17 protein-coding genes are annotated in these 19333 nt (G+C 67.5%); 3 read left to right on the top strand and 14 right to left on the bottom strand.

All coding sequences use genetic code 11. From position 1 onward, the window contains the following. Positions 1-151 precede the first annotated feature (151 nt). The 9 genes from VQ067_RS13810 to pvdG all read right to left on the bottom strand — a co-directional run bounded on the left by VQ067_RS13810 (position 152) and on the right by pvdG (position 10681). On the bottom strand, positions 152-1282 hold the full coding sequence (locus tag VQ067_RS13810) for a sigma-54 interaction domain-containing protein (RefSeq protein ID WP_003139334.1): 1131 nt from the start codon (positions 1280-1282) through the stop codon (positions 152-154). Further along, positions 1279-2463: an acyl-CoA dehydrogenase family protein gene (locus tag VQ067_RS13805; protein WP_015502891.1), complete on the bottom strand. Its 1185-nt coding sequence runs from the start codon at positions 2461-2463 to the stop codon at positions 1279-1281. Before VQ067_RS13805 ends, VQ067_RS13810 begins: the two co-directional genes overlap by 4 nt. 29 nt (positions 2464-2492) lie before the next feature. After that, positions 2493-3638, bottom strand: coding sequence for an FMNH2-dependent alkanesulfonate monooxygenase (ssuD, locus tag VQ067_RS13800; protein WP_003104713.1), 1146 nt, complete (start codon positions 3636-3638; stop codon positions 2493-2495). Between the two features lie 9 nt (positions 3639-3647). Then, entirely contained in the window at positions 3648-4208 is a 561-nt protein-coding gene (gene msuE / locus VQ067_RS13795) for an FMN reductase (RefSeq protein ID WP_003089470.1), read from the bottom strand. A 159-nt stretch (positions 4209-4367) separates the two neighbouring features. Beyond that, positions 4368-4634: a hypothetical protein gene (locus tag VQ067_RS13790; protein ID WP_003089476.1), complete on the bottom strand. Its 267-nt coding sequence runs from the start codon at positions 4632-4634 to the stop codon at positions 4368-4370. A 235-nt stretch (positions 4635-4869) separates the two neighbouring features. After that, positions 4870-5955 (bottom strand): sigma-54 interaction domain-containing protein, encoded by a 1086-nt coding sequence (locus VQ067_RS13785; protein ID WP_003089480.1) that lies wholly within the window; start codon positions 5953-5955, stop codon positions 4870-4872. Between the two features lie 109 nt (positions 5956-6064). Continuing rightward, a complete protein-coding gene (gene tssA, locus VQ067_RS13780; RefSeq protein WP_033990507.1) occupies positions 6065-7165 on the bottom strand; it encodes a type VI secretion system protein TssA in 1101 nt (366 codons plus the stop codon). Further along, positions 7162-9843 carry an AMP-binding protein gene (locus VQ067_RS13775; RefSeq protein ID WP_340080834.1) on the bottom strand — a complete coding sequence of 894 codons (2682 nt, stop codon included), beginning with the start codon at positions 9841-9843 and terminating at the stop codon, positions 7162-7164. Before VQ067_RS13775 ends, tssA begins: the two co-directional genes overlap by 4 nt. A gap of 73 nt (positions 9844-9916) precedes the next feature. Then, positions 9917-10681 carry a pyoverdine biosynthesis thioesterase PvdG gene (gene pvdG, locus VQ067_RS13770; protein ID WP_015502869.1) on the bottom strand — a complete coding sequence of 255 codons (765 nt, stop codon included), beginning with the start codon at positions 10679-10681 and terminating at the stop codon, positions 9917-9919. Positions 10682-11323: 642 nt separating this feature from the next. Between pvdG and pvdS the strand changes: the two genes are divergently transcribed. Beyond that, entirely contained in the window at positions 11324-11887 is a 564-nt protein-coding gene (gene pvdS / locus VQ067_RS13765; protein WP_134483923.1) for a pyoverdine signaling pathway sigma factor PvdS, read from the top strand. Between the two features lie 76 nt (positions 11888-11963). Here pvdS and VQ067_RS13760 read toward each other — a convergent pair whose 3' ends face one another. Together VQ067_RS13760 and ppk2 are read right to left on the bottom strand one after the other, a co-directional pair. Further along, a complete protein-coding gene (locus VQ067_RS13760; protein WP_003136357.1) occupies positions 11964-12977 on the bottom strand; it encodes a GNAT family N-acetyltransferase in 1014 nt (337 codons plus the stop codon). A 175-nt stretch (positions 12978-13152) separates the two neighbouring features. After that, positions 13153-14067, bottom strand: a complete 915-nt coding sequence (ppk2, locus tag VQ067_RS13755; RefSeq protein WP_003089666.1) for a polyphosphate kinase 2 — start codon at positions 14065-14067, stop codon at positions 13153-13155. A gap of 261 nt (positions 14068-14328) precedes the next feature. On the opposite strand from ppk2, the gene VQ067_RS13750 reads away from it, so the two are divergent. Further along, on the top strand, positions 14329-14574 hold the full coding sequence (locus tag VQ067_RS13750) for a hypothetical protein (protein ID WP_003089668.1): 246 nt from the start codon (positions 14329-14331) through the stop codon (positions 14572-14574). Between the two features lie 36 nt (positions 14575-14610). Here the strand turns inward: VQ067_RS13750 and VQ067_RS13745 are convergent, their stop codons facing one another. From VQ067_RS13745 to VQ067_RS13735, 3 genes are read right to left on the bottom strand one after another with little or no spacing between them, the layout of a single operon-like run. Further along, complete coding sequence (locus tag VQ067_RS13745) at positions 14611-15615, bottom strand: HlyD family efflux transporter periplasmic adaptor subunit (protein ID WP_003116902.1); 1005 nt, start codon at positions 15613-15615, stop codon at positions 14611-14613. Then, complete coding sequence (locus tag VQ067_RS13740) at positions 15612-15821, bottom strand: DUF1656 domain-containing protein (protein WP_003102972.1); 210 nt, start codon at positions 15819-15821, stop codon at positions 15612-15614. The genes VQ067_RS13745 and VQ067_RS13740 overlap by 4 nt, the downstream gene beginning before the upstream one ends. Further along, positions 15811-17985: an FUSC family protein gene (locus tag VQ067_RS13735; protein WP_003102970.1), complete on the bottom strand. Its 2175-nt coding sequence runs from the start codon at positions 17983-17985 to the stop codon at positions 15811-15813. Before VQ067_RS13735 ends, VQ067_RS13740 begins: the two co-directional genes overlap by 11 nt. A 400-nt stretch (positions 17986-18385) precedes the next feature. Between VQ067_RS13735 and VQ067_RS13730 the strand changes: the two genes are divergently transcribed. Beyond that, positions 18386-19300, top strand: coding sequence for a LysR family transcriptional regulator (locus VQ067_RS13730; RefSeq protein WP_003136351.1), 915 nt, complete (start codon positions 18386-18388; stop codon positions 19298-19300). The last annotated feature ends 33 nt before the right edge of the window (positions 19301-19333 follow it).

Raw genomic sequence — 19333 nt, 5'->3', positions numbered from 1 at the left:
AGAGCGCGGAGCCAGACGCTCCGCAAAGCGCCGAGTCTACTGCGCCCGGCTGGGTTTGGGCGAATGCCGCAGCGCCGGCACGGCGGATAGTCGCGGGAGGTTGGCCGAATAACCGCTTGCGCTTATCCGCCGCGATCCCGAGCGCCTGAACTCAGATCGACAACCGCACCGCCCGCTCGCCATCGATCCGCTGGCCACCGCGCTTGTTCACCACCAGCTCGCCGATGGCGATCAGCCGCGTGCGCGTGACGTTGCGGCTGAGTCCCAGCAGGTTGGCGGTATGCACCTGGTTGCCATGGCAGAAACGGTACGCCGCGCGCAGCAGGGCATCCTCGACCCGCCCATGGAGGTTCTCGCCCTGCTCTTCGAACAGCCGCTGGAAAGCCTGCTGCAACAAGTGCTCGGCGGCGCCGCTCGCCGGGACCCCGCGCGCCAGCTCCTCGCCACGCTCCAGGCGCAGGTTGGACAGGTGCAGGTCATCGGCGCGGATCAGCCCGTCGCGGCAGATCAGCAAGGTATGGTGGATGACGTTCTCCAGCTCGCGGATGTTCCCCGGCCAGGAATAGGCGCGCAACTTCTGCGCCGCCTCCGGGCTCAACTGGCTCTGGCCGTAGCCCAGGCGACGGCTGTACTCGGCGATGAAGTGGCGGGTCAGCGGCAGGATGTCGCCGGGTCGCTCGCGCAACGGCGACAGCTCCAGGCTGACGACATTGAGCCGGTAGTACAGGTCCTCGCGGAAGTGCCCGGCATTGATCGCCCGCTCCAGTTGCACGTTGGTCGCCGCCAGCACGCGCACGTCGATGGGGATGCTCTTGCGCGAACCCAGGCGCACCACCTCGCGCTCCTGCAACACACGCAGCAGCTTGACCTGGATCGGCATCGGCAGGTCGCCGATCTCGTCGAGGAACAGGGTGCCGCCGTTGGCTTCCTCGAACCAGCCGGCCTTGGCCGCCAGGGCGCCCGTAAAGGCGCCCTTCTCGTGGCCGAACAGCTCGGCTTCCACCAGTGACTCGGAGAAGGCCCCGCAGTTGACCGCCACGAACGGGCCGTTGCGCCGCGCGCTGAGGTTGTGGATATGCCGCGCCACCAGTTCCTTGCCGGTGCCGGTCTCGCCGATCACCAGCACGCTGGCCTCGCTCGGCGCCACCTGGCGCAGGTGTTCGAGCAGGGCCTGGGACTTCGGGTCCTCGAAGACCTGGGCGGTGGCGCGGATCGAGGTCGCCAGGCTCGGCGAACGTGGCAGCGTCAGCAGCCGGTCGGGAGTATGGGTAGAAGCGTTCATGAGTAGAAGGTCGGTTGCGGCGGTGACTGGTTCAGCGCCCAGTCGCCCAGCTCGCGGATCTTGTAGTCCAGCGGGTCGTGCAGGGTCTGGGTGCGCAGGTTGCGCCAGTAGCGGTCCAGGCGCAGGGCGGCGTGAGTGGAGCGGGCGCCGGTGACTTCGAACATGCGGTTGCACAGGTCGAGGCCGTTGCGCGTCGCGGCGACCTTGGCGGCGGCGATGGCCAGGGCCAACTGGCCGCGCTCGCTGGCGTCCAGCGCCGGGCCCTCGGACCAGGCGGCGTCGAGGCGCTGCGCGGCGCGCTCGACCAGCGCCCGGGTGCTTTCCAGGCCGACCCAGAATTCGCCGTAGCGCGCCAGCACATAGGGGTCGGCATTGGCCTCGGCGACCTCGGAGCGGAACCACGGTCGCGCTTCGCGCAGGGTGTACTGGCGAGCCTCCTCGAAGGCGCCTTCGGCGATGCCGAGGAACACCTCGGTGAAGATCAACTGGGCGATCAGCGGCCGCAGGCAGGCGAACGGCGTGCTCAGCGGCCCGGGATCGAGCAGCAACTCGCTCTCCTCCACCCGCACCCGCTCGAAGATCGCGCTGCCGCTGTCGGTCTGCCGCTGGCCCATGTTGTCCCAATCCTGGCCCAGGCTGATACCGCTGCGCGCGGTGGGGATGGCGGCGATCAGCAGCGGCCCGCCCTCGCCGTCCAGCGCCGAGGCGATGAGCATCTCCGAATCGCGGGCGCCGGAGCAGAAGCTCTTCTTCCCGGAGAACTCGCGCCAGCCGTCGAAGCGCCGGGCCACGGTACGGTTGTCCAGCGGATTCAGCGCGTTGCCCCAGAACCAGCGGTTGCGCGCGGTCAGCTCGAACCACGGCTGCCATTGCTCGGGCCGCGAGAACAGGCGCACGGTGGCCAGCATCAGGTGCTGGAAGCCGTAGACGTGGGCGATCGAGCTGTCGACCCGGGCCAGTTCGCGCACGGTTTGCAGGGTTTCGCTCCAGCTCGCCCCCAGGCCGCCGTATTCGCGCGGAATGATCAGCGACAACAGGCCGCTGCGGCGCAACGCGTCGCGCTCGGCCTTCGGGGTGCCGCCGGCGACGTCGCGCTCGGCGGCGTTCTCGGCGAAATCGGCGGCCAGGCGCCGGGCAATCTGCAACGGCGTTTGCGCCTCGGGGCGGGTCTTCGCATTCACAGGGCGTTTCTCCTCGGGGGCACGGCCGCTCAAGCGCCGGCGCGAGCCGGCAGCACGTCGTTGGCGATCATTTCGCCGAACGGCCCGGTCAGGTTGGTCAGCCCACGGCCGGCCAGGCTGGCGTAGGGTTCGGGCAGCAGCGGGAAGACCAGTTCGGCGAAGCGGTAGGCCTCTTCCAGGTGCGGATAGCCGGAGAAGATGAAGCTGTCGATGCCAAGCTCGGCGTACTCCCCGATCCGCTCCGCCACCTGCCGCGGATCGCCGACCAGCGCGGTGCCGGCGCCGCCGCGCACCAGGCCGACCCCGGCCCAGAGGTTCGGCTGGATCTCCAGGCGATCGCGGCGGCCGCCGTGCAGCGCGGCCATGCGTCGCTGGCCTTCGGAGTCGAAACGGGCGAAGGACTGCTGCGCGGCGGCGATGGTCTCGTCGGAGATGTGCTCGATCAGCCTGTCCGCGGCGCGCCAGGCTTCTTCGGCGGTTTCGCGGACGATCACATGCAGGCGGATGCCGAACTTCACCGTTCGCCCATGACGAGCCGCTCGCTGGCGCACGTCGGCGATCTTCGCCGCCACCGCCGGCAACGGCTCGCCCCAGGTCAGGTAGACGTCCACCTGTTCGCCGGCCAGTTCGTGGGCGGCCTCCGAGGAACCGCCGAAGTACAGCGGCGGATACGGCCGTTGCAGCGGCGGATAGAGCGCCTTGGCGTTCTCCACGTGGATGTGCTTGCCGTGGAAGTCCACCGCCTCGCCCTGCAGGACGCGCCGCCAGACCCGAAGGAACTCGTCGGTGACCTCGTAGCGCTCGGCGTGGCCGAGGTGGATGCCGTCGCCGCGGTTCTCGTCGGGATCGCCGCCGGTGACCACGTTGATCAGCAGGCGCCCGCCGGACAGGCGGTCGAGGGTCGCCGCCATCCGCGCCGAGACGGTCGGCGAAACGATTCCCGGACGGATCGCCACCAGGAAGCGCAGGCGCTCGGTCAGCGGCGCCAGCGCCGAGGCCACCACCCAGGAGTCCTCGCAGGAGCGTCCGGTGGGGATCAGCACGCCGTGGTAGCCGAGGCTATCGGCCGCCTGTGCCACCTGTTTCAGGTAAGGCAGCGAGACCGGCCGCGCGCCCTGGCTGGTGCCGAGGAAGTGGCCATCGCCGTGGGTCGGGAGGAACCAGAACACGTTCATCGGCGCACCTCAGGCGATCTTCAACAGTTCGGAGCGTCCGCCGAACAGCGGCGCGGCGCGCTCGGCGGCGAGGCGGATGCGCGCCTTCAGCGGCTCGCTGACGATCCGGTAGTTGTCGAAGTCGGCCTCGCTGGCGTAGACCCCGATGGGCAGGGTGATCGCCTGGAAGAAGCTGAACAGCGGGCGCAACTGGTGGTCGAGGACCAGCGCGTGGCGCTCGGTGCCGCCAGTGGCGGCGAGCAGCACCGGGGTGTCGATCAAGGCGTTGAGGTCGATCAGGTCGAACAGGTGCTTGAGCAGGCCCGGATAGGAGCCACGGTAGACCGGCGAGGCGACCAGCAGCAGGTCGGCGCTTTCGATCTCGTCGAGCACCGCCTGCAGTTCCGCCGGCGCCTGGTTGCGCGCCAGGGTAGCGCCCAGCGGCGCGGCGATGTCGGTCAGCTCGATGACCCGGCTGTCGATCGGCAGCGACTGGCCAAGCTCGGCGATCAGGGCCTGGGTGAGTACCAGGGTGCGGGACGGGCGATAGGTGCCGCCGGAGACGGCGACGACTTTGAAGGGGCTGGTCATGGGATTTCCCTGTGGACTGTTGCGCTAGGTGCAGTGCCCTGGAGCAAGGGCCGTACCAACGGGGAAATGTGCGTTTTCCGGGCAGTTGCGGCGGGTTTCCGGCCTCGGCCTGTCAGCCACGCAACAGCGCTGCTGTCCGACTGTTGCCCGGGCAACAGTTCAGTTCAGCTTGTAGGCCTGGAGCAGGAATATCTGGAATGCCCGCGCCGAATACTGGTCGCCCGGCGGCAGGACGAACGGCGGCAGGCGCCCCTTGCGGCGCTTGACGTCGGCCCAGCGCTGGCCATTGCGCGAATGGAACTGGCAGAACGGCTGGTCGCCCAGGTAGAACACCCCCGGCCGCGGCTCGCGGATGCGCGGCCAGCGGCGCAGGCAATCCAGCAACGGGCCGAGGTCGGCGAGTTGTTCCGGCGAACAGTACGGCATGCAGCGATCCTCTTCGCCGGGTCGGGAAACCAAGGTTGCTGTGACTGGAGGACCGGGCGGACTCGGCGCGGCCGGGAAAGCGGCTACCGGGAGCGAGCGACACAGGCGAGCGGAGCGAGGCATGGCGACGTCCCTGGTCCGGCCAACGAGATTCACCGCTCCGTTGTAGAACAGCCGCCGTCCGGGTTCTTGCCGGTTTTGTGGGGGAATTGTGAAAGACTGTAAAGCACCACGCTCACTTGCCCACCAGCGAGACCACGTTGTGTCGTGGCGAGGTTTCCAGCTCGCCGATCTTCTCCAGGCGGGCGCGCACGATGTTGCGGCTGATCCCCAGCAGGCGTCCGGTCTGCAACTGGTTGCCGTGGCAGAAGCGATAGGCGGCGCGGAACACGGTTTCCTCGATGTGCTCGTAGAGATCCTCGCGGTTTTCCTCGAACAGTGCCTGCAGCGCCGCTTCCAGCGCCGAGCCGGCGGCGCTCTCGGGGGCGCGGCGCAAGCCGCTCGGCTCCTGGCGCGCACGCATGTCGATGAGGTGCAGGTCGGCCGGCTGGATCAGGCGGTTGCGGCAGACCAGCAGCGCGTGGTGGATGGCGTTCTCCAGCTCGCGGATATTGCCCGCCCAGGAATGCCCGAGCAGCTTGCGCTCGGCTTCCGGGCTCAGGCTCGCGCTGGTGTAGCCGAGGCGCCGGCAGTGCTCGACGATGAAGTACTCGGCCAGCGGCAGGATATCGCCGCGGCGCTCGCGCAACGGCGGCAGTTGGATGGTCGCCACGTGCAGGCGGTAGAACAGGTCCTCGCGGAAGTGCCCGGCGACCACCGCGTCGGCCAGGTCAACGTTGGTCGCCGCCACCAGCCGCACGTCGATGGGGATCGGCCGGCGCGAACCGAGCCGCACCACCTCGCGCTCCTGCAGCACGCGCAGCAGCTTGACCTGGATGCTCGGCGGCAGGTCGCCGATCTCGTCGAGGAACAAGGTGCCGCCGTTGGCCGCCTCGAACCAGCCGGCCTTGCTCTGCAACGCACCGGTAAAGGCGCCCTTCTCGTGGCCGAACAGCTCGCTCTCCACCAGGCTCTCGGCGAAGGCACCGCAGTTGACCGCGACGAACGGGCCGCCGCTGCGTCCGCTGAGGGCATGGATATGGCGCGCCACCAGCTCCTTGCCGGTGCCGGTCTCGCCGATGACCAGCGCGTTGGCCTCGCTGGGCGCCAGGCGCTCGATGCGCTCCAGCAGCTCGCGGGAACGGGGGTCGTTGAACACCAGCACGGTGGCGCGCACCGATTTGGTCAGCTCGCGGGCGTGGGGATGGGTGATGACGGACATGCTGGGTTCCGAGCCGGGGAATGTGCGCCCATCTTGCCCCAGGAACCCATAGATTAAAAAATTCTGAATTCGTATTTATATATTCGAATAAAAGATATAGCCCCGCATCCTAGGGCAGCACGCCAAGCAGCGACCAGACCCGGCGCGCCTCCGAGTCCGCATTGATCAGCTCCGCCAGCAGCTCGCTCAGCGGCTTGTTGCCCCATTCCACCGCGCGCTTGATCAGGTAGGGAACCGGGCTGTGCGGCTCGGTGCGCGCCAGGTAGTCGGCGATCAGCAGCAGTTGCCGATAGGCGTCCTCGCGACTGGTCGGCGCGCCAGCCGGTCCGCTCGGCGCGCTCGCCGGGACGCTTTCCTCGCCGTCCGCGTCGCCTTCGGCGGCGTCCGCCTCCGCGACCGGTGGCTGTTCGTCGGGCAGCGGCGCTTGCGGGTGCATGGCGATGAACTCCTTGAGCAAGGCCAGCCATTGCGCGATGACCTCGCGCAGCGGCTGGCAACTGGGGGCGAGTTCGCCCAGGCAGCGGTCGCACCACTGTTCCAGGCGTTGCAGTTGCTGCTGGCAGGCGAGCAGGCTGGCCTGCTTGCGCTGCCATTGCACCAGGGGCTCCGCGCGCAACGCTTCGTCGAGCTTCTTCTGCTGAAGTTGCGCCGCTTCCAGCGCCGCCTTGGCGCTCTTGCTGTCGCCGCTGGCGACCTGCTGGCGCTGCAGCCTCTGCCAGGCATAGAGGGTGATCTCGGCGAACGCGCCCTGCCCCATCAGCGGCAGGCGCGTGTGCAGCAGCTCGGCATAGCGGCGCAACAGCCAGTCGATGGGCGGCACCCGCCACGACTGATCGCCGTCCTGGGCTTGCGGATGCACCTCCTCGGGGTAGCGCTCGCAGAGTTCCGCCAGCAGCACCAGCGCGCGCTGCAATCCGCCCAGCCCGCCGCGTTGCAGCCAGGCCTCGCCGAGCCAGGCGGCGAGCATCAGGTCCTTGCTGCGCCGCTGCAACAGTTCGCTGGCCAACTGCTCCACCGCGGCCCAGTCGGCGCGCTTGGCTTCCGCCTGCCAGACGCCGGTCGGCAGGCTGCTGTCGTCCTCCCGGCGCAACTCGCGCAGGCGGTCGTAGTCCGGGTCGTAGCGCAGGCTGGGGCCACACGGCTGTCTGGGGTCGATCGGTTCGAGCAGCACTTCCAGGGACAGGGCGTTGCCGGAAAGAGGCAGGGTCATGGGGTACCTCCGGTGCTGGCGACGGTGGCCGGCAACAGCGTCGCGAACGGCGATTGCGGCGCGCGCACCGGCAGCGGCTGGATGGACAGCGGGGTCTTGCCGCCCAGGCTCATCAACGACAGGCGGAAGAACATCCGCGCCTCGTTTTCCGGGCTGTAGGGCGCATACACCGGCAGTTGCAGGACCAGCGGAAACTCCGTGTAGTCGACGTTCGGCGGGCGCTGCCGGGAGAAGTGCGCGCGCATCATGCGTAGCAGCGCCCAGGAGCCCTGGTAGCTCCAGCCGGCCTCGAGGTCGGCCACCGCCAGGCTGGCCTGGCGCGGGTCGTCTGCCGGACGCTGCGAACCGTTCTTCGCCCAGCGCAGCATGATTTTCAGCGGATCGCCGACATTCCAGGTCAGGCCCTTGTCCTGCGCGCCGGGGAACCGGCTTTCCTGGTCGCCCGAGTACAGGCTCCAGGCGATCACCTGGTCGGCGCCGCGTTCCAGGCTGCGGTCGCTGCGCCAGTCGATGTCCAGGGCGACGCCGAGCAGGCCCGACTTGTCGCGCTCGAACAGCGGGCCGAGCCAGCCCTGCGCCTGCTCCAGGCGGCGGACGAAGTCCTCGGCGGCCGGCAGGTCCGGCGAGCGAACCTGGGCCAGCCCTTCGCGCACCTGCGGCAAGCGCGTCTCCATCAGCTTCAGCAGGTGCCGCACCCGCCCCGGCTCGGCATCGGCCGCTTCCAGGCTGTAGGCGAATGGGAAGCGTCCGGCGAGGTACTGGTTGAAGTAGTCGGCGAGGTCCTTCCAGGCCTGCGCCGCCTGCTGCTGTTGCAACGACTGGCAGCGCCCGAGCGCGCCCTGGCGCAGGTCCACCAGGCGCGTCGCCAGGTCGCTGCGGCTGGACGGCAGGAGCACGCCGTTGAGAATGTCAGCGCAACTGCCGATGTCCATCTGGTTGAAATCGTTACCCACCAGCTTCGCCAGCTGCGCCGCGGTGCTCGCCGGGTTGTCGGCCTTGAATTTCTGCAGTTCGGCGTTGAGCGCGCTGAAGCGCACGAACGCGTTGTAGTCGGCGGTGGCCAGGCTGGACTGCTGCGCCTGCAGCCACTCCAGCGCCGGGGCGTGGCGCTCGGCGACCGCCGCCATGGCATTGAACTGGCTGGTCAGGCTCTGCTTCAGCTCGGCGCTGTCCTGGGCGCGGAACGCCTGCAGGCCGAAATTCGGCGCGCCCGACCAGCGACTGAAATCGACCGGCTCGCGCAGCACCGCCTGCTCGTCGATGTCGCGCAGGGCCTGGCCGATATCGGCCACGGCCAGCGCGTTGAGGCTGGCCAGCAGGCGCGCGCCGGCCTGCATGTCCTGCAACTCCAGCAGCGCCGCCTGCAATGCCTGGACCTGCTTGACCTGCACGTCGAAGCGCGAGGCATTGCGGCTGGTCAGGCTGCGACTGCGCGGCCCGAGGCTTTGCCACATGGCCTCGGTCGTCGCGCTGGCGGCGGCGTGCAGGACCGAGTAGCGATAGCGCGGGTTGAGCGACGGCAGGGTGCTCTCGTAGTAGCCGCTGAAGTCGTTGAAGAAGCTCAACGCCTGGGTCACGCCGATGTCGTCGATGCTCAGCAGGGAGTGCTCCGCCAGCGTCTTGCCATCCACCGCCAGGGCGGGAATGCCCTGGCCGCGCTGGCCGCCGGTGACGAACAGGGTCGCCTCGGCGAGGCCGTAGCAGGCGAAGAAACTGGACGCGTCGAAGCGGCTGGCGGCGAATTTCTCGGCGAAGCGTTCCAGGCTGTCCTGGCGGATCGGCTCGGAACCGGAGAAGGCTACCCGCCAGCCGCTCAGGTCGAGACGCTGCAGGGCCGACTCGGCGACCCGCTCGCTGCACAGCCGGTAGGCGAAATCGGGACCGCCGCTGACGGTGCCGCCGTACTGGCTGATGGCTTCCAGCCAGCGCACCGGACGTTCGAGGAAGTAGCGCGGCGACATCAGCACGCAGGGTACGCCGCTGAAGATCGGTTGCAGCAGGCCGCCGATCAGGCCCATGTCGTGGTACAGCGGCAGCCAGCTGACGATCACGTCGTCGGCACCGATGCCGAAGCCTCGGCGGATCAGCACCTCGTTGGCGACCAGGTTGCCATGGCTGACCTGCACGCCCTTGGGCAGTGCGGTTGAACCGGAGGTGTACTGGAGGAAGGCGATATGCTCGGGACGCACTTGCGGCTCGTCCCAGGCCTCGGCAACGGCCGGGTCCAACTGGTCGACGCAAAGCAGTTGCGGGGCGTTGGCGGCGGACAGTTGCGCGTTCATCTGCAGCAATGGCTCGCGCAGGTCAGCGGTGGTCAGGACCAGGCGCGGCTCGGCGTCGGCGATGATCGACAACAGGCGTTCCTGGTGATGGCGGCGCGCCGATTCCGGCGGATAGGCCGGCACCGCGATGACCCCGGCATACAGGCAACCGAAGAACGCCGCGACGTAGTCGGGGCCGCTGGGAAACAGCAGCACCGCGCGATCGCCCAGCTGCGCATGGGCCTGCAGGGCCGCGGCGATGCTCCGCGCGCGCAGGTCGAGATCGCGATAGCTGAGGACCACGCCTTCGCCATCGTCCTCGGCGAGGAAGCGCAGCGCCAGGCGCTCGGGCTCCTGGACGGCGCGGCGACGCAGGGCCTGGACCAGGGTGGTGGGAAGTTCGAAGGCGTCCATCATGTGTTTTCCTGCCTGAATTCGGCTTGCAATCGAGTTCTAGTGAGTCTCCGGAAACAGTCGTCGCGGCCGCCCCTCAACTGGCGGCGCGCATGCTTCCCCGGACCTTGTCCTTGTGCCAGCGCAGCAGATGCTGGCCGGCGTAGCGACGCAGCAGGCGCAGCAACTGCCCCTGCTGTTCGCGGATGAAAAAGTGCTGCCCGTCGAGCAGGTCGAGGGTGAAGTCGCCCCCGGCCTCATGCAGCCAGCCGAGCAACTCGGCGCTGCGCAGGCTGTCCTCGCGTCCGCCGAACAGGTGCAGCGCCGCGTCCAGCGGCCCATGCGCCTGGTAGCGGTAGCTGCCGGTGACGAGAAAGTCCGCTCGCACCACTGGCAACAGCATCTGCATCAGCGACGGATCGTTGAGGACGGCCTCCGGAGTACCCCGGTAGTCGCGCAACGCGGCGACCAGTTCGGCGTCGGCCTTGGCGCGCCGGTAGCCGCTGACATCGTTTTCGGCGGGCGGGGATACGCCGGAGAGGAATAGCGCCAGCGGCCCTTCGAGGCCGCGCCGGCGCATGGCATGGGCCAGTTCGAAGGCCAGCAGCCCGCCCAGGCTGTGGCCGAAGAAGGCGTAGGGAGAAGCGCTGTCGAGGGTGCCGTGCAGCTCGCCGGCCAATTGCGCGACCAGGCTGGCGGCATCGGTATGCAAGACCTCGCCGAAGCGAAGGCCGCGCCCCGGCAATTCCAGGGGCAACAAGCGGATCCAGCTCGGCAGGCTGGGCTGCCAGCGGCGGAACAGCGTGGCGCTGGCCCCCGAATAAGGCAGGCAGAACAATTGCAGGGAAACGGCCGGGCTCACCTGCCGACCTCCTTGCGCCGCTGTCGTGGCCCTCGTCCGGGGCAGAGCGCTTTCCCATGATCGATCGGCATTTCCGTCTCCTGCTGCGCACGCCGGGGCGCCGGGCACCTGCCCGCGCTGTCACAGAGGGGAACGGATAACAACGGCAAATAATTAGCGCATGTAACCGCAATCTCCGGGCAACCGCGGAGCATTGCGCGAAAGGACGCCAACCCCTATCCATTCTGATGGGTTGTGCCCGGCGCTATCGCCGCATCGGCGATAGCGATGTACGACCTGGAGCAGCTGGGGACGGTTGTCGCAGCGCCTTCGCGCAGTTCTTGCGCGGAACGCCGGCAGGAGCCGCGAGGCATTCAATACCGATTTCTAACTAGCTGATTCCTAAAGATTATTAAAAAAATTTCGTCTGCGACGCATGACTGCAACATTGGCGCGGCCATCCTTCTGAAACGCCGAAGAATTTCTCCCCTCCATCATTCGCAGCGGCTATTTGCCAGCATGCAGACCATTCACGAATAAAGGTGAGATTGGTTATTTCTTCGTAATTGACAATCATTATCATTCAACATAATTTGTTGCGCCATGTGTGGGTCTCCCCCACCGCCAGTGCTCTGCAGCCCCCTCCGCAGCAAGGTGATTTCCATGTCGGAACAACTGTCTACCCGCAGATGCGATACCCCGCTTCTCCAGGCTTTCGTCGATAACCGCACGATCCTGGTGAAGATCGCCGCCCGCATTACCGGTTGCCGCTCGCGAGCCGAAGATGTGGTCCAGGATGCGTTCTTCAGGCTCCAGTCGGCGCCGCAGATCACTTCGTCGTTCAAGGCACAACTCAGCTACCTGTTCCAGATCGTCCGCAACCTGGCCATCGACCACTACCGCAAGCAGGCGCTCGAACAGAAATACTCGGGGCCGGAGGAAGAAGGCCTGAACGTGGTGATCCAGGGCGCCTCGTCGGAAACCTCGCACATCAACTACGCGACCCTCGAACACATCGCGGATGCCCTCACCGAGCTGCCCAAGCGCACCCGCTACGCCTTCGAGATGTACCGCCTGCACGGCGTGCCACAGAAGGACATCGCCAAGGAACTGGGCGTCTCGCCGACCCTGGTCAACTTCATGATCCGCGACGCCCTGGTGCACTGCCGCAAGGTCACCGCCGAGCGCCAGGGCGACAATCTGACGAACCTGAGCGCGCGTCGCTGAGACACAAGGGCAGGCATTGCGCCTGCCCGTTCTTCTGTTGGCGTCCGCCGGACGCCTCGAGCTTCTTCCCGCCCCGTCAGGCCAGGCGACAGCGCTCGAAGAACCGTTCGCGGCCGATGATCATCAGTGCCGCCCGCTTGTGCGGAAAGTCGAACTCCTTCTCGCAGTGGAAGCACAGGTTGTGCATGTGACCGATCATCCGCGCGTTATCCGCGCGCGGTTCCGCCACCACTCGCTGCGAGCGCGGGTCGTCGAGAAACAGGTAGTGGACCAGTGCCGATAGCCAGCAGGCGACCTTGTGCGGCCCCCGGTGGGCCTCCTCGCCGACCAGCATGTGGATCCCGCGGTCGTAGTCTTCGGCCGCGTAGAACGGCGCGATGCGATCCTCCTTCGCCCAGTAGGCCTCGAAATAGGCGAAGGGCTCATCGTCGAAACAGCCGATGAGCCCCAGTGCATGAGGATCCGCTTCGAGCTGGCGCAAACGCTCGCGATGTTGTTCCAGGCTTCCATCTTCCTGCCAGAACTCCGCCACCCTGGGCGAGTTCTGCCAGCGATGAAAACGTTCCAGGTCCCTCTCGATGTCCAAGGTACGCAAGGATATCCAGCACCCCAATCGCGCATCGAAGCGCCGATAGACCTCTCCCCTGGGCTTCGGCCGGCGCAGTGGATGACGCTTTCCATCGGTAAGTTGCATCGACTGGGGATAGCACGGCTGGGCAAGCGGCAGCCAGGGCCATGGCAACTGCCAGAACCGGCCCCTCTCGCAGACATAGGTGCCCGCTGCGGCGGCTCCTGTCAGCATCCCCTTCGCCAGGGACTCTTCGGGCTCCCAGGACAGCGACCAGACGAGCCGCTGGCAATCCGGATCGCGGGCGAACAGCCAGTAGCTGGCGGCCCACAACGCATGCTCGGCATCGCCGCCGGGAAGCTCCTCCACCGCCAGCCGTATTTCCGTGTCTGTGCGCTCCAGGCGCAGGCGCAACAGCAACGCACCATCCAGGGCAAGGCTGAGCCGGCTATCGGTTTCGTCGCCACTCAAACGCTGCCCGCCAGGCAACGGCAATACAGTCAGGGAATTCAACAGGGGCATGATCGGACTCGAGACACGGAGTTGTTCTCAGAGGAACGTCATGTGAAGGAGGAAATTTAAGCGCTCGCGCGAGCCAGGCGGCAACGCGCGCGGTCGAGGCGCCAGCGTCATCCACAGGCGCGGCCGGAGGAACAAGGAAGAACCCGAGTGAGCGAAGTACGCGGCGCCTACTGGCTCAATAGACTTCCGGCACGATGATCTCGCCGGGCGTCGGATGCCTGACGTAGTCGGCGTGGCGCAGGCGCTCCGGCAGGTGTACCGGCGGCTGCGGAACTTCCCGGTAGGGCATCTGCTGCAACAGGTGGTGGATGCAGTTCAGCCGCGCGCGCTTCTTGTCATCGGCCTGTACCACCCACCAGGGCGCCTCGGGGATGTGGGTGCGTTCGAGCATGGTTTCCTTGGCCTTGGTGTAGGCCTCCCAGCGCCGCCGCGACTCCAGGTCCATCGGGCTGAGCTTCCACTGCTTGAGCGGATCGTGGATACGGCTGAGGAAGCGCAGGTGCTGCTCGGCGTCGGAGATGGAGAACCAGTACTTGAGCAACTGGATGCCCGAGCGCGCCAGCATCTTTTCGAACTCCGGCACGCTGCGGAAGAATTCCTCGTATTGTTCGTCGTTGCAGAAACCCATGACCCGCTCGACCCCGGCGCGGTTGTACCAGCTGCGGTCGAACAGGACGATCTCGCCGCCGGCCGGCAGGTGCGAGACGTAGCGCTGGAAATACCACTGGGTCTGCTCGCGGTCGTTCGGCGCGGGCAGCGCGGCGACCCGGCAGACCCGCGGGTTGAGGCGCTGGGTGATGCGCTTGATCACGCCGCCCTTGCCCGCCGCGTCGCGCCCCTCGAAGAGAATCACCACCTTGTGCCCGGTGTGCACCACCCAGTTCTGCAGTTTCACCAGTTCCCGTTGCAGGCGGAACAGTTCGCGGAAATAGCGGCGCCGACTCAATTCGCCGGGCGCATCCTCCTGCTCGGGACCGAACAGCTCGTCCAGGTTCAGCTCGTCGTCGAGCAGTTCCTGCTCCAGTTCTTCGTCGTGTCGATCGAGCCAGTCGCGACCGATGCGGCCCGAGGTATCGCCATAGGAGTCCATGCGCTGCTCTCCACGTCATGCCGAAATACCGCGAATGCTAGGCGCGTCTTCATGACGTTTTGGTGACGGTTCGATGAAAACGTAGCGATCGCTCGCCGTCGAAAACAGTCGAAAGGTCACTGAAAGTCAGAAAATTCCCTAATCATTTGAATGACTTGGCCTAAGCTGGCCAGCCTCTCCGCACTTTCCACATGCTCCGCGCACCCCGGCGACCGCCGGGGCGAACCGCGCCCTTGCGGCGCCATTGATCGGAGATCAACCATGCAAGCGTTTTCCAAACAGCAACTCATCGATGCGCTGAACGCCCAGAGCAGCGACCTGGCCACCCTGCAGAGCCTGGTCATGGGCCTCTACCTGTGGATTCGCGACAGCCATGGCCAGGCTAGCGTCGATGCGGCCTTCCAGCGCGCCCGCGAGGAGGCCAGGCAATTCCGCCAGCAGAGCGGCAACCAGGCTGACGAGCGATTGATCCTGCAACTGGCGGAAATCGTCCGCGAACAACCCTGAGCCATGACCGGCACAGACTGACCGGTTCGGCCTGACTCAAGGCCGCAAGGCAGTCCCGGGCGCCGCGGAATCGACTTTCGCGGTGTCCTCCGCGGGCAGCACCCGGATGGTCGCGGTCACGCCGGCGCGCAAGGTGTTGCGCTGGCGATAGGCGGGATCGATGGCGATGCGCACCGGAATTCGCTGGGCCAGCTTGACCCAGGTATAGCTCGGGTTGATGTTCGCCAGCAGGCGCGAGCCCTCGGCATTCTCCCGGTCAGTGATGGCATGGGCGATGCTCTGCACGCGCCCGTCGAAGCGCTCGCCGCTCATCAGTTCCACCCGCGCCCGGCTGCCGACGCGGATGCCCGGCAACTTGGTCTCCTCGAAGTATCCGCTGACATAGAACGAATCGCGGTCCACCAGCGCCAGCAATGGCACCCCGGCGTGGGCGTAGTCGCCTTCGCGGGTCTGCAGGTTGGTCACGTAGCCGCTGACCGGGGCGCGTACCTGGGTACGTTCGAGGTCGAGACGGGCCTGCTGCAAGGCGGCTTCGGCAAGCTCCACGTTGGCCTGGGCCAGGCCGAGGCTGGCCTGGTTCCTCAGCAACTCGGCCTGGGCCAGGCTGACGTCGGTCTGGGCCTTTTCGTTCTCTTCCACCGATAGCATCGAGCGCTTCTGCAATGCCGAGCGCCGCTGCGCCTCGCTGCGGCGCTGGCGCAACTGGGCCTGGCTGGCCTCGATCGCCGCGCGCGACTCGCCCAGCGCCGCCCGCGCCACGTTCACCGCGCGCTCGGCGCGCAGCACCGCCAGTTCATAGCGCGCCGGATCGATGCTGAGCAGCAGCTCGCCCTTCTCCACGGGCTGGTTGTCGCTCAGCGGCAACCGGGTGATCAGCCCGGAAACGTCCGCCGACAGCGTCACCACATCGGCGCGGACCCGCGCGTCACGGGTCCACGGCGTGCGGGTGTAGCGTTCCCAGGCGAGGAACACCAGCGCCGCCGCCACCAGCACCGCCAGCAGGGTGGCCAGGCGCGGCCATTTGCCTTGCAACAGGTTCATCGGGACATCTCCCCCATCCACAGGATCAGACCGGCGCAGATCGCGCAGTACAACGCGCCCTGGAACAGCGCTTCGTGCCAGACCCGCTGCAACACGCCGAAGCGCCGCAACAGCGGGTTGAGCAGCAGCAGGATCAGCCAGGCCAGCAGCAGCGCCTGGGCGATCGGCGGCAGGTAGGCGCCCCCGATCTCGACATCAGCGGGCATGTCCGCCCTCCTCTTCTGGTTCTTCGACGACCGCCGGTGCGCCGCGGTCCTCCTCCAGCAGCGTCCGATAGCGTTGCAGCGACTGCTGCAGGATCAGTACCGCGACATTCATGATGAAGCGCTGCCGCGTCGCCCCGAGGTCCTTCGACGGCTGCGCCAGCAAGGCCTCCAGGCCCCGGCCGAAACGCCGCAGGGCGGCCAGGGCGAGGTCCTGCCGCGGGGCGTCCGCGCCGCCTGCTATGTAGGCGGCGACCTCGCGCAGCGCCTCGCCCAGCAGCGGCTGCAACTCCAGCGGCACCACCCCGGCGTCATGCAGCGGCTCGCGCAGGCGGTTCAACGCCACGCCCATCACCACGCAGCCCAGGGCGCACTGGAAACGTTCCGCCGAAGCCGGCTCCTGGCTCGCCGGCAGCAGGCCGACCATCACCGCCAGGCGATCGATCATCCGCGTCTCGAAGGCGAAGCGCTGCGCCTCGCTGGCCTCGCAGCGCGACATTTCCGCGACGTCCTGGCGCGACAGGTAGAGCAGCCGGCGCAGGCGCGGGTCGGCGCGGAACGGATAGACCAGGGCGAACACCAGCACGGCGAGGACCGCCGCGGCGAGGAAGCCGCCGACGAACTCGAACCACTGCGAAGCGTTGCTGTAGTAGACCGCGATATTCTGCGGCGCCACCATCAGCAGGGTCTCCAGGCCGATGCCCATGGCGATCCCGGCGCTCAGCGGGCTGCTCAGGCCGACCGCGACCACGTACAGCAGCAACGCCATCCACAGCGCCAGCCACTCGAAGTCGGCGGATGCCGGCAACAGCACGAACAGCAACGCCGCCGAGATCAGGATCGCCAGCAGCAGCCCGCGCAGGAAGTTCTGCGCCGCCAGCAGCGGACGCGGGAAGGTCGCCATCAGCGAGCACATCACCCCGACCAGCAGCAGGCTGCTGAGGGCGCCGTTCCAGGCGCTGGTGATCCACAGCCAGGCTGCGCAGGACAAGGCGACGAAAGCGCGCACGGCATTCATCGAGGCCAGCGCCCAGTCCAGGTGCAGCGCCTGCGCCTGGCCACGGCGGTAGAAACTGCTGGCCTGGCGGCCGGACTGGATCGCATCGTTGAGTTCGAGCACTTCGCCCAGGCGCTGGAACAGCCGCGCGTATTCCCAGCGCAGGATCGCCACCTGCGGGCGCAGCGCCGGGCTCAGCGCCTCGTCGTAGGACTCCGCGCGCGTCGCCGCGGCATCGAAGGCCTGGCGCACCGCCTGGAACTCCTCCAGCACCTCGGAGGGTACCGCCCGCCCCTGCTCGGCCAGCGCGTCCAGCACCCGCAGCGCACGATCCAGCAGCGCCTGGATATCCGCCGGCAACGGCCCGACCCAGTGCGCCCGCACCAGCAGGCGATGCTGGCGCAGCAGCAACAGCCGCGAGGCCATCAGCACCAGCAGGTTGCCCAGCAACTGCACCAGGCCATCGGCGCGGCGCAGGTTCGGCGCGTCGAAATAGAGGTGCCGGCGCAGGCCGTCCAGCGCGGTGATGCTGGCGACCAGTTGCATCTGCCGCTGGTTGAATGACTCGTCGCCCTCGTCGCCGCGGATCACCGCCGCGGCGTGCCGCGCGGTACTGCGGATCAGGCCGTCGACCTGGGCGAAGTAGCCCTTCGCCACCGCCTGCGGACGCGCGCTGAGCAGGCTGACCAGGGCCACGCAGGCGACGCCCAGCAGGGTCTCGGTGAGCCGCACCACGGCGAGCATGAAGGTGTTTTCCGGATCGGGAATCGACAGCACGGCGACGATCACCGCGGTGAAACCGCTGAGCACGAAGGCGTGCGAGTCGGTGTAGCGCAGCAAGGTGCCGCCGGCGGTGCAGAGCGCCAGCCAGAGTCCCAGGGCGACGAAGAACGGCAACGGTTGCTGGGCGAACAGCGCCATGATCAGCACCGCCACCACGGCGCCGGCGAAGGTACCGACGACCTGGGCGAAGCTGCGCTTGAGAGCCATCCCGGCCAGCGGCTGGCTGACGATGACCACGGTCATCAGCGCCCACTTCGGCTGCTCCAGGTCGAAGAGGAAGGCCAGGTAGAGGGTCAGCAGCCCGGCGGCGACGGTGCGCAGGGCGAACAGCAGGGTTTCCCGCGGCGGCCGCCAGAGCAAGCGGGCGTAGAGTTTCAGCCCTTCCATGCCCGGCCCCGCACCTCCAGGCAACGGTTGGCCGCGGACCAGGCGGCGATGAAGCGACTCGACATGCTGGTTTCTCGTTCGGGGTTGATGCGGCGGGTTCGCTTCCAGTCTAGAAGGCGCAAGGAAATCCGTGGCCGCCTACGGGGGCGGGCAGGTGCGGTCGGCCACGGAGCGACGAGTCGCGACTACAGGGTAAAAGCCCCGGCGGCCTTCCCGGTAGCGCGTCCAGGCGAAAACCGTTTTCGCTGAGAACGAACGCTGCGGCGCCTTTCGATTGGGTAAGCTTGCTCAGGGCTGGATCGATTTAGCTTGCGAATCAAGCGGATAGAAAGCCCAAGGAAAACGACCAGGAGGAGCCGAGAATGCGTCGAGCGATTGCCACTGTATCGTGGGCCCACCGATGAGCCTGCGCTTCGACGATATCGAAGCCTTCCTCAACGTCGCCGAACTCAACAGCGTGACGTCGGCGGCCGAGCGCATGAGCCTGTCCAAGTCGGTGATCAGCAAGCGCGTCAGCGATCTCGAACGACGCCTCGGCGTCCGCCTGCTTTATCGCACCACGCGCAACGTCGAGCCGACCGAGGCCGGGCATTTCTTCTACAAGGCCGCCAAGGCCTCGCTGCAGGAACTCAACAACGCCGCGGAGATCGTCGCCCTGCGCGAGAACGACCTGTGCGGCGAATTGCGCATCGTCACCCCGATGAGCTTCGGCACCCTCTGGCTGTCGCCGATCATCGCCGACTTCATGAGCCAGCACCCGCGCCTGGAGATCGTCCTGCAGATGGACGACCGCCTCACCGACTTCGAGAAGGAAGGCTACGACCTGAGCATCCGCGTCACCCGCCTGGACGACAGTTCGCTGATCGCCCGGCCGCTGGCCAACAGCCAGCGGGTGGTCTGCTGCAGCCCCGACTACGCGGAACGCCACGGCACGCTGGACACCCTCGAACAACTGATGCAACACGAGTGCCTGGGCTACAACAACGCCACGCCGAGCCAGGTCTGGACCTTCGAACCGGCGTTCCCCGGTGCCAAGCCCCGCGCCGTCTCGCCACGCGGACGCTTCAGCAGCAACAACGGCCAGGCCATGCGCGACGCCGCCCTGCGCGGCCAGGGATTGGCGTTGCTGCCGCTGTTCATCGTCGCCGAGGACCTCAAGAACGGCCGCCTGGTGGACGCCGCGCCCAGCCTGCGCCCACTCGACGACGTGATCTACGCGATGTATTCGCGGGCGGCGGCGATGTCGCCGAAGGTCAAGGCGTTCATCCAGCATCTCCAGCAGGCGCTGTCGATCCCGCCCTGGGGCAACGGCTGAGCGACCGAACCATTCCGGCGACGCTCCGGTCAG

Origin of the sequence: Pseudomonas sp. KBN12P06040 (assembly GCF_037574965.1) — a bacterium.
Lineage (GTDB): Bacteria > Pseudomonadota > Gammaproteobacteria > Pseudomonadales > Pseudomonadaceae > Pseudomonas > Pseudomonas aeruginosa.
Note: the sequence above shows the minus strand (reverse complement) of the source record. Positions and strands in the feature narration are given on the sequence as shown.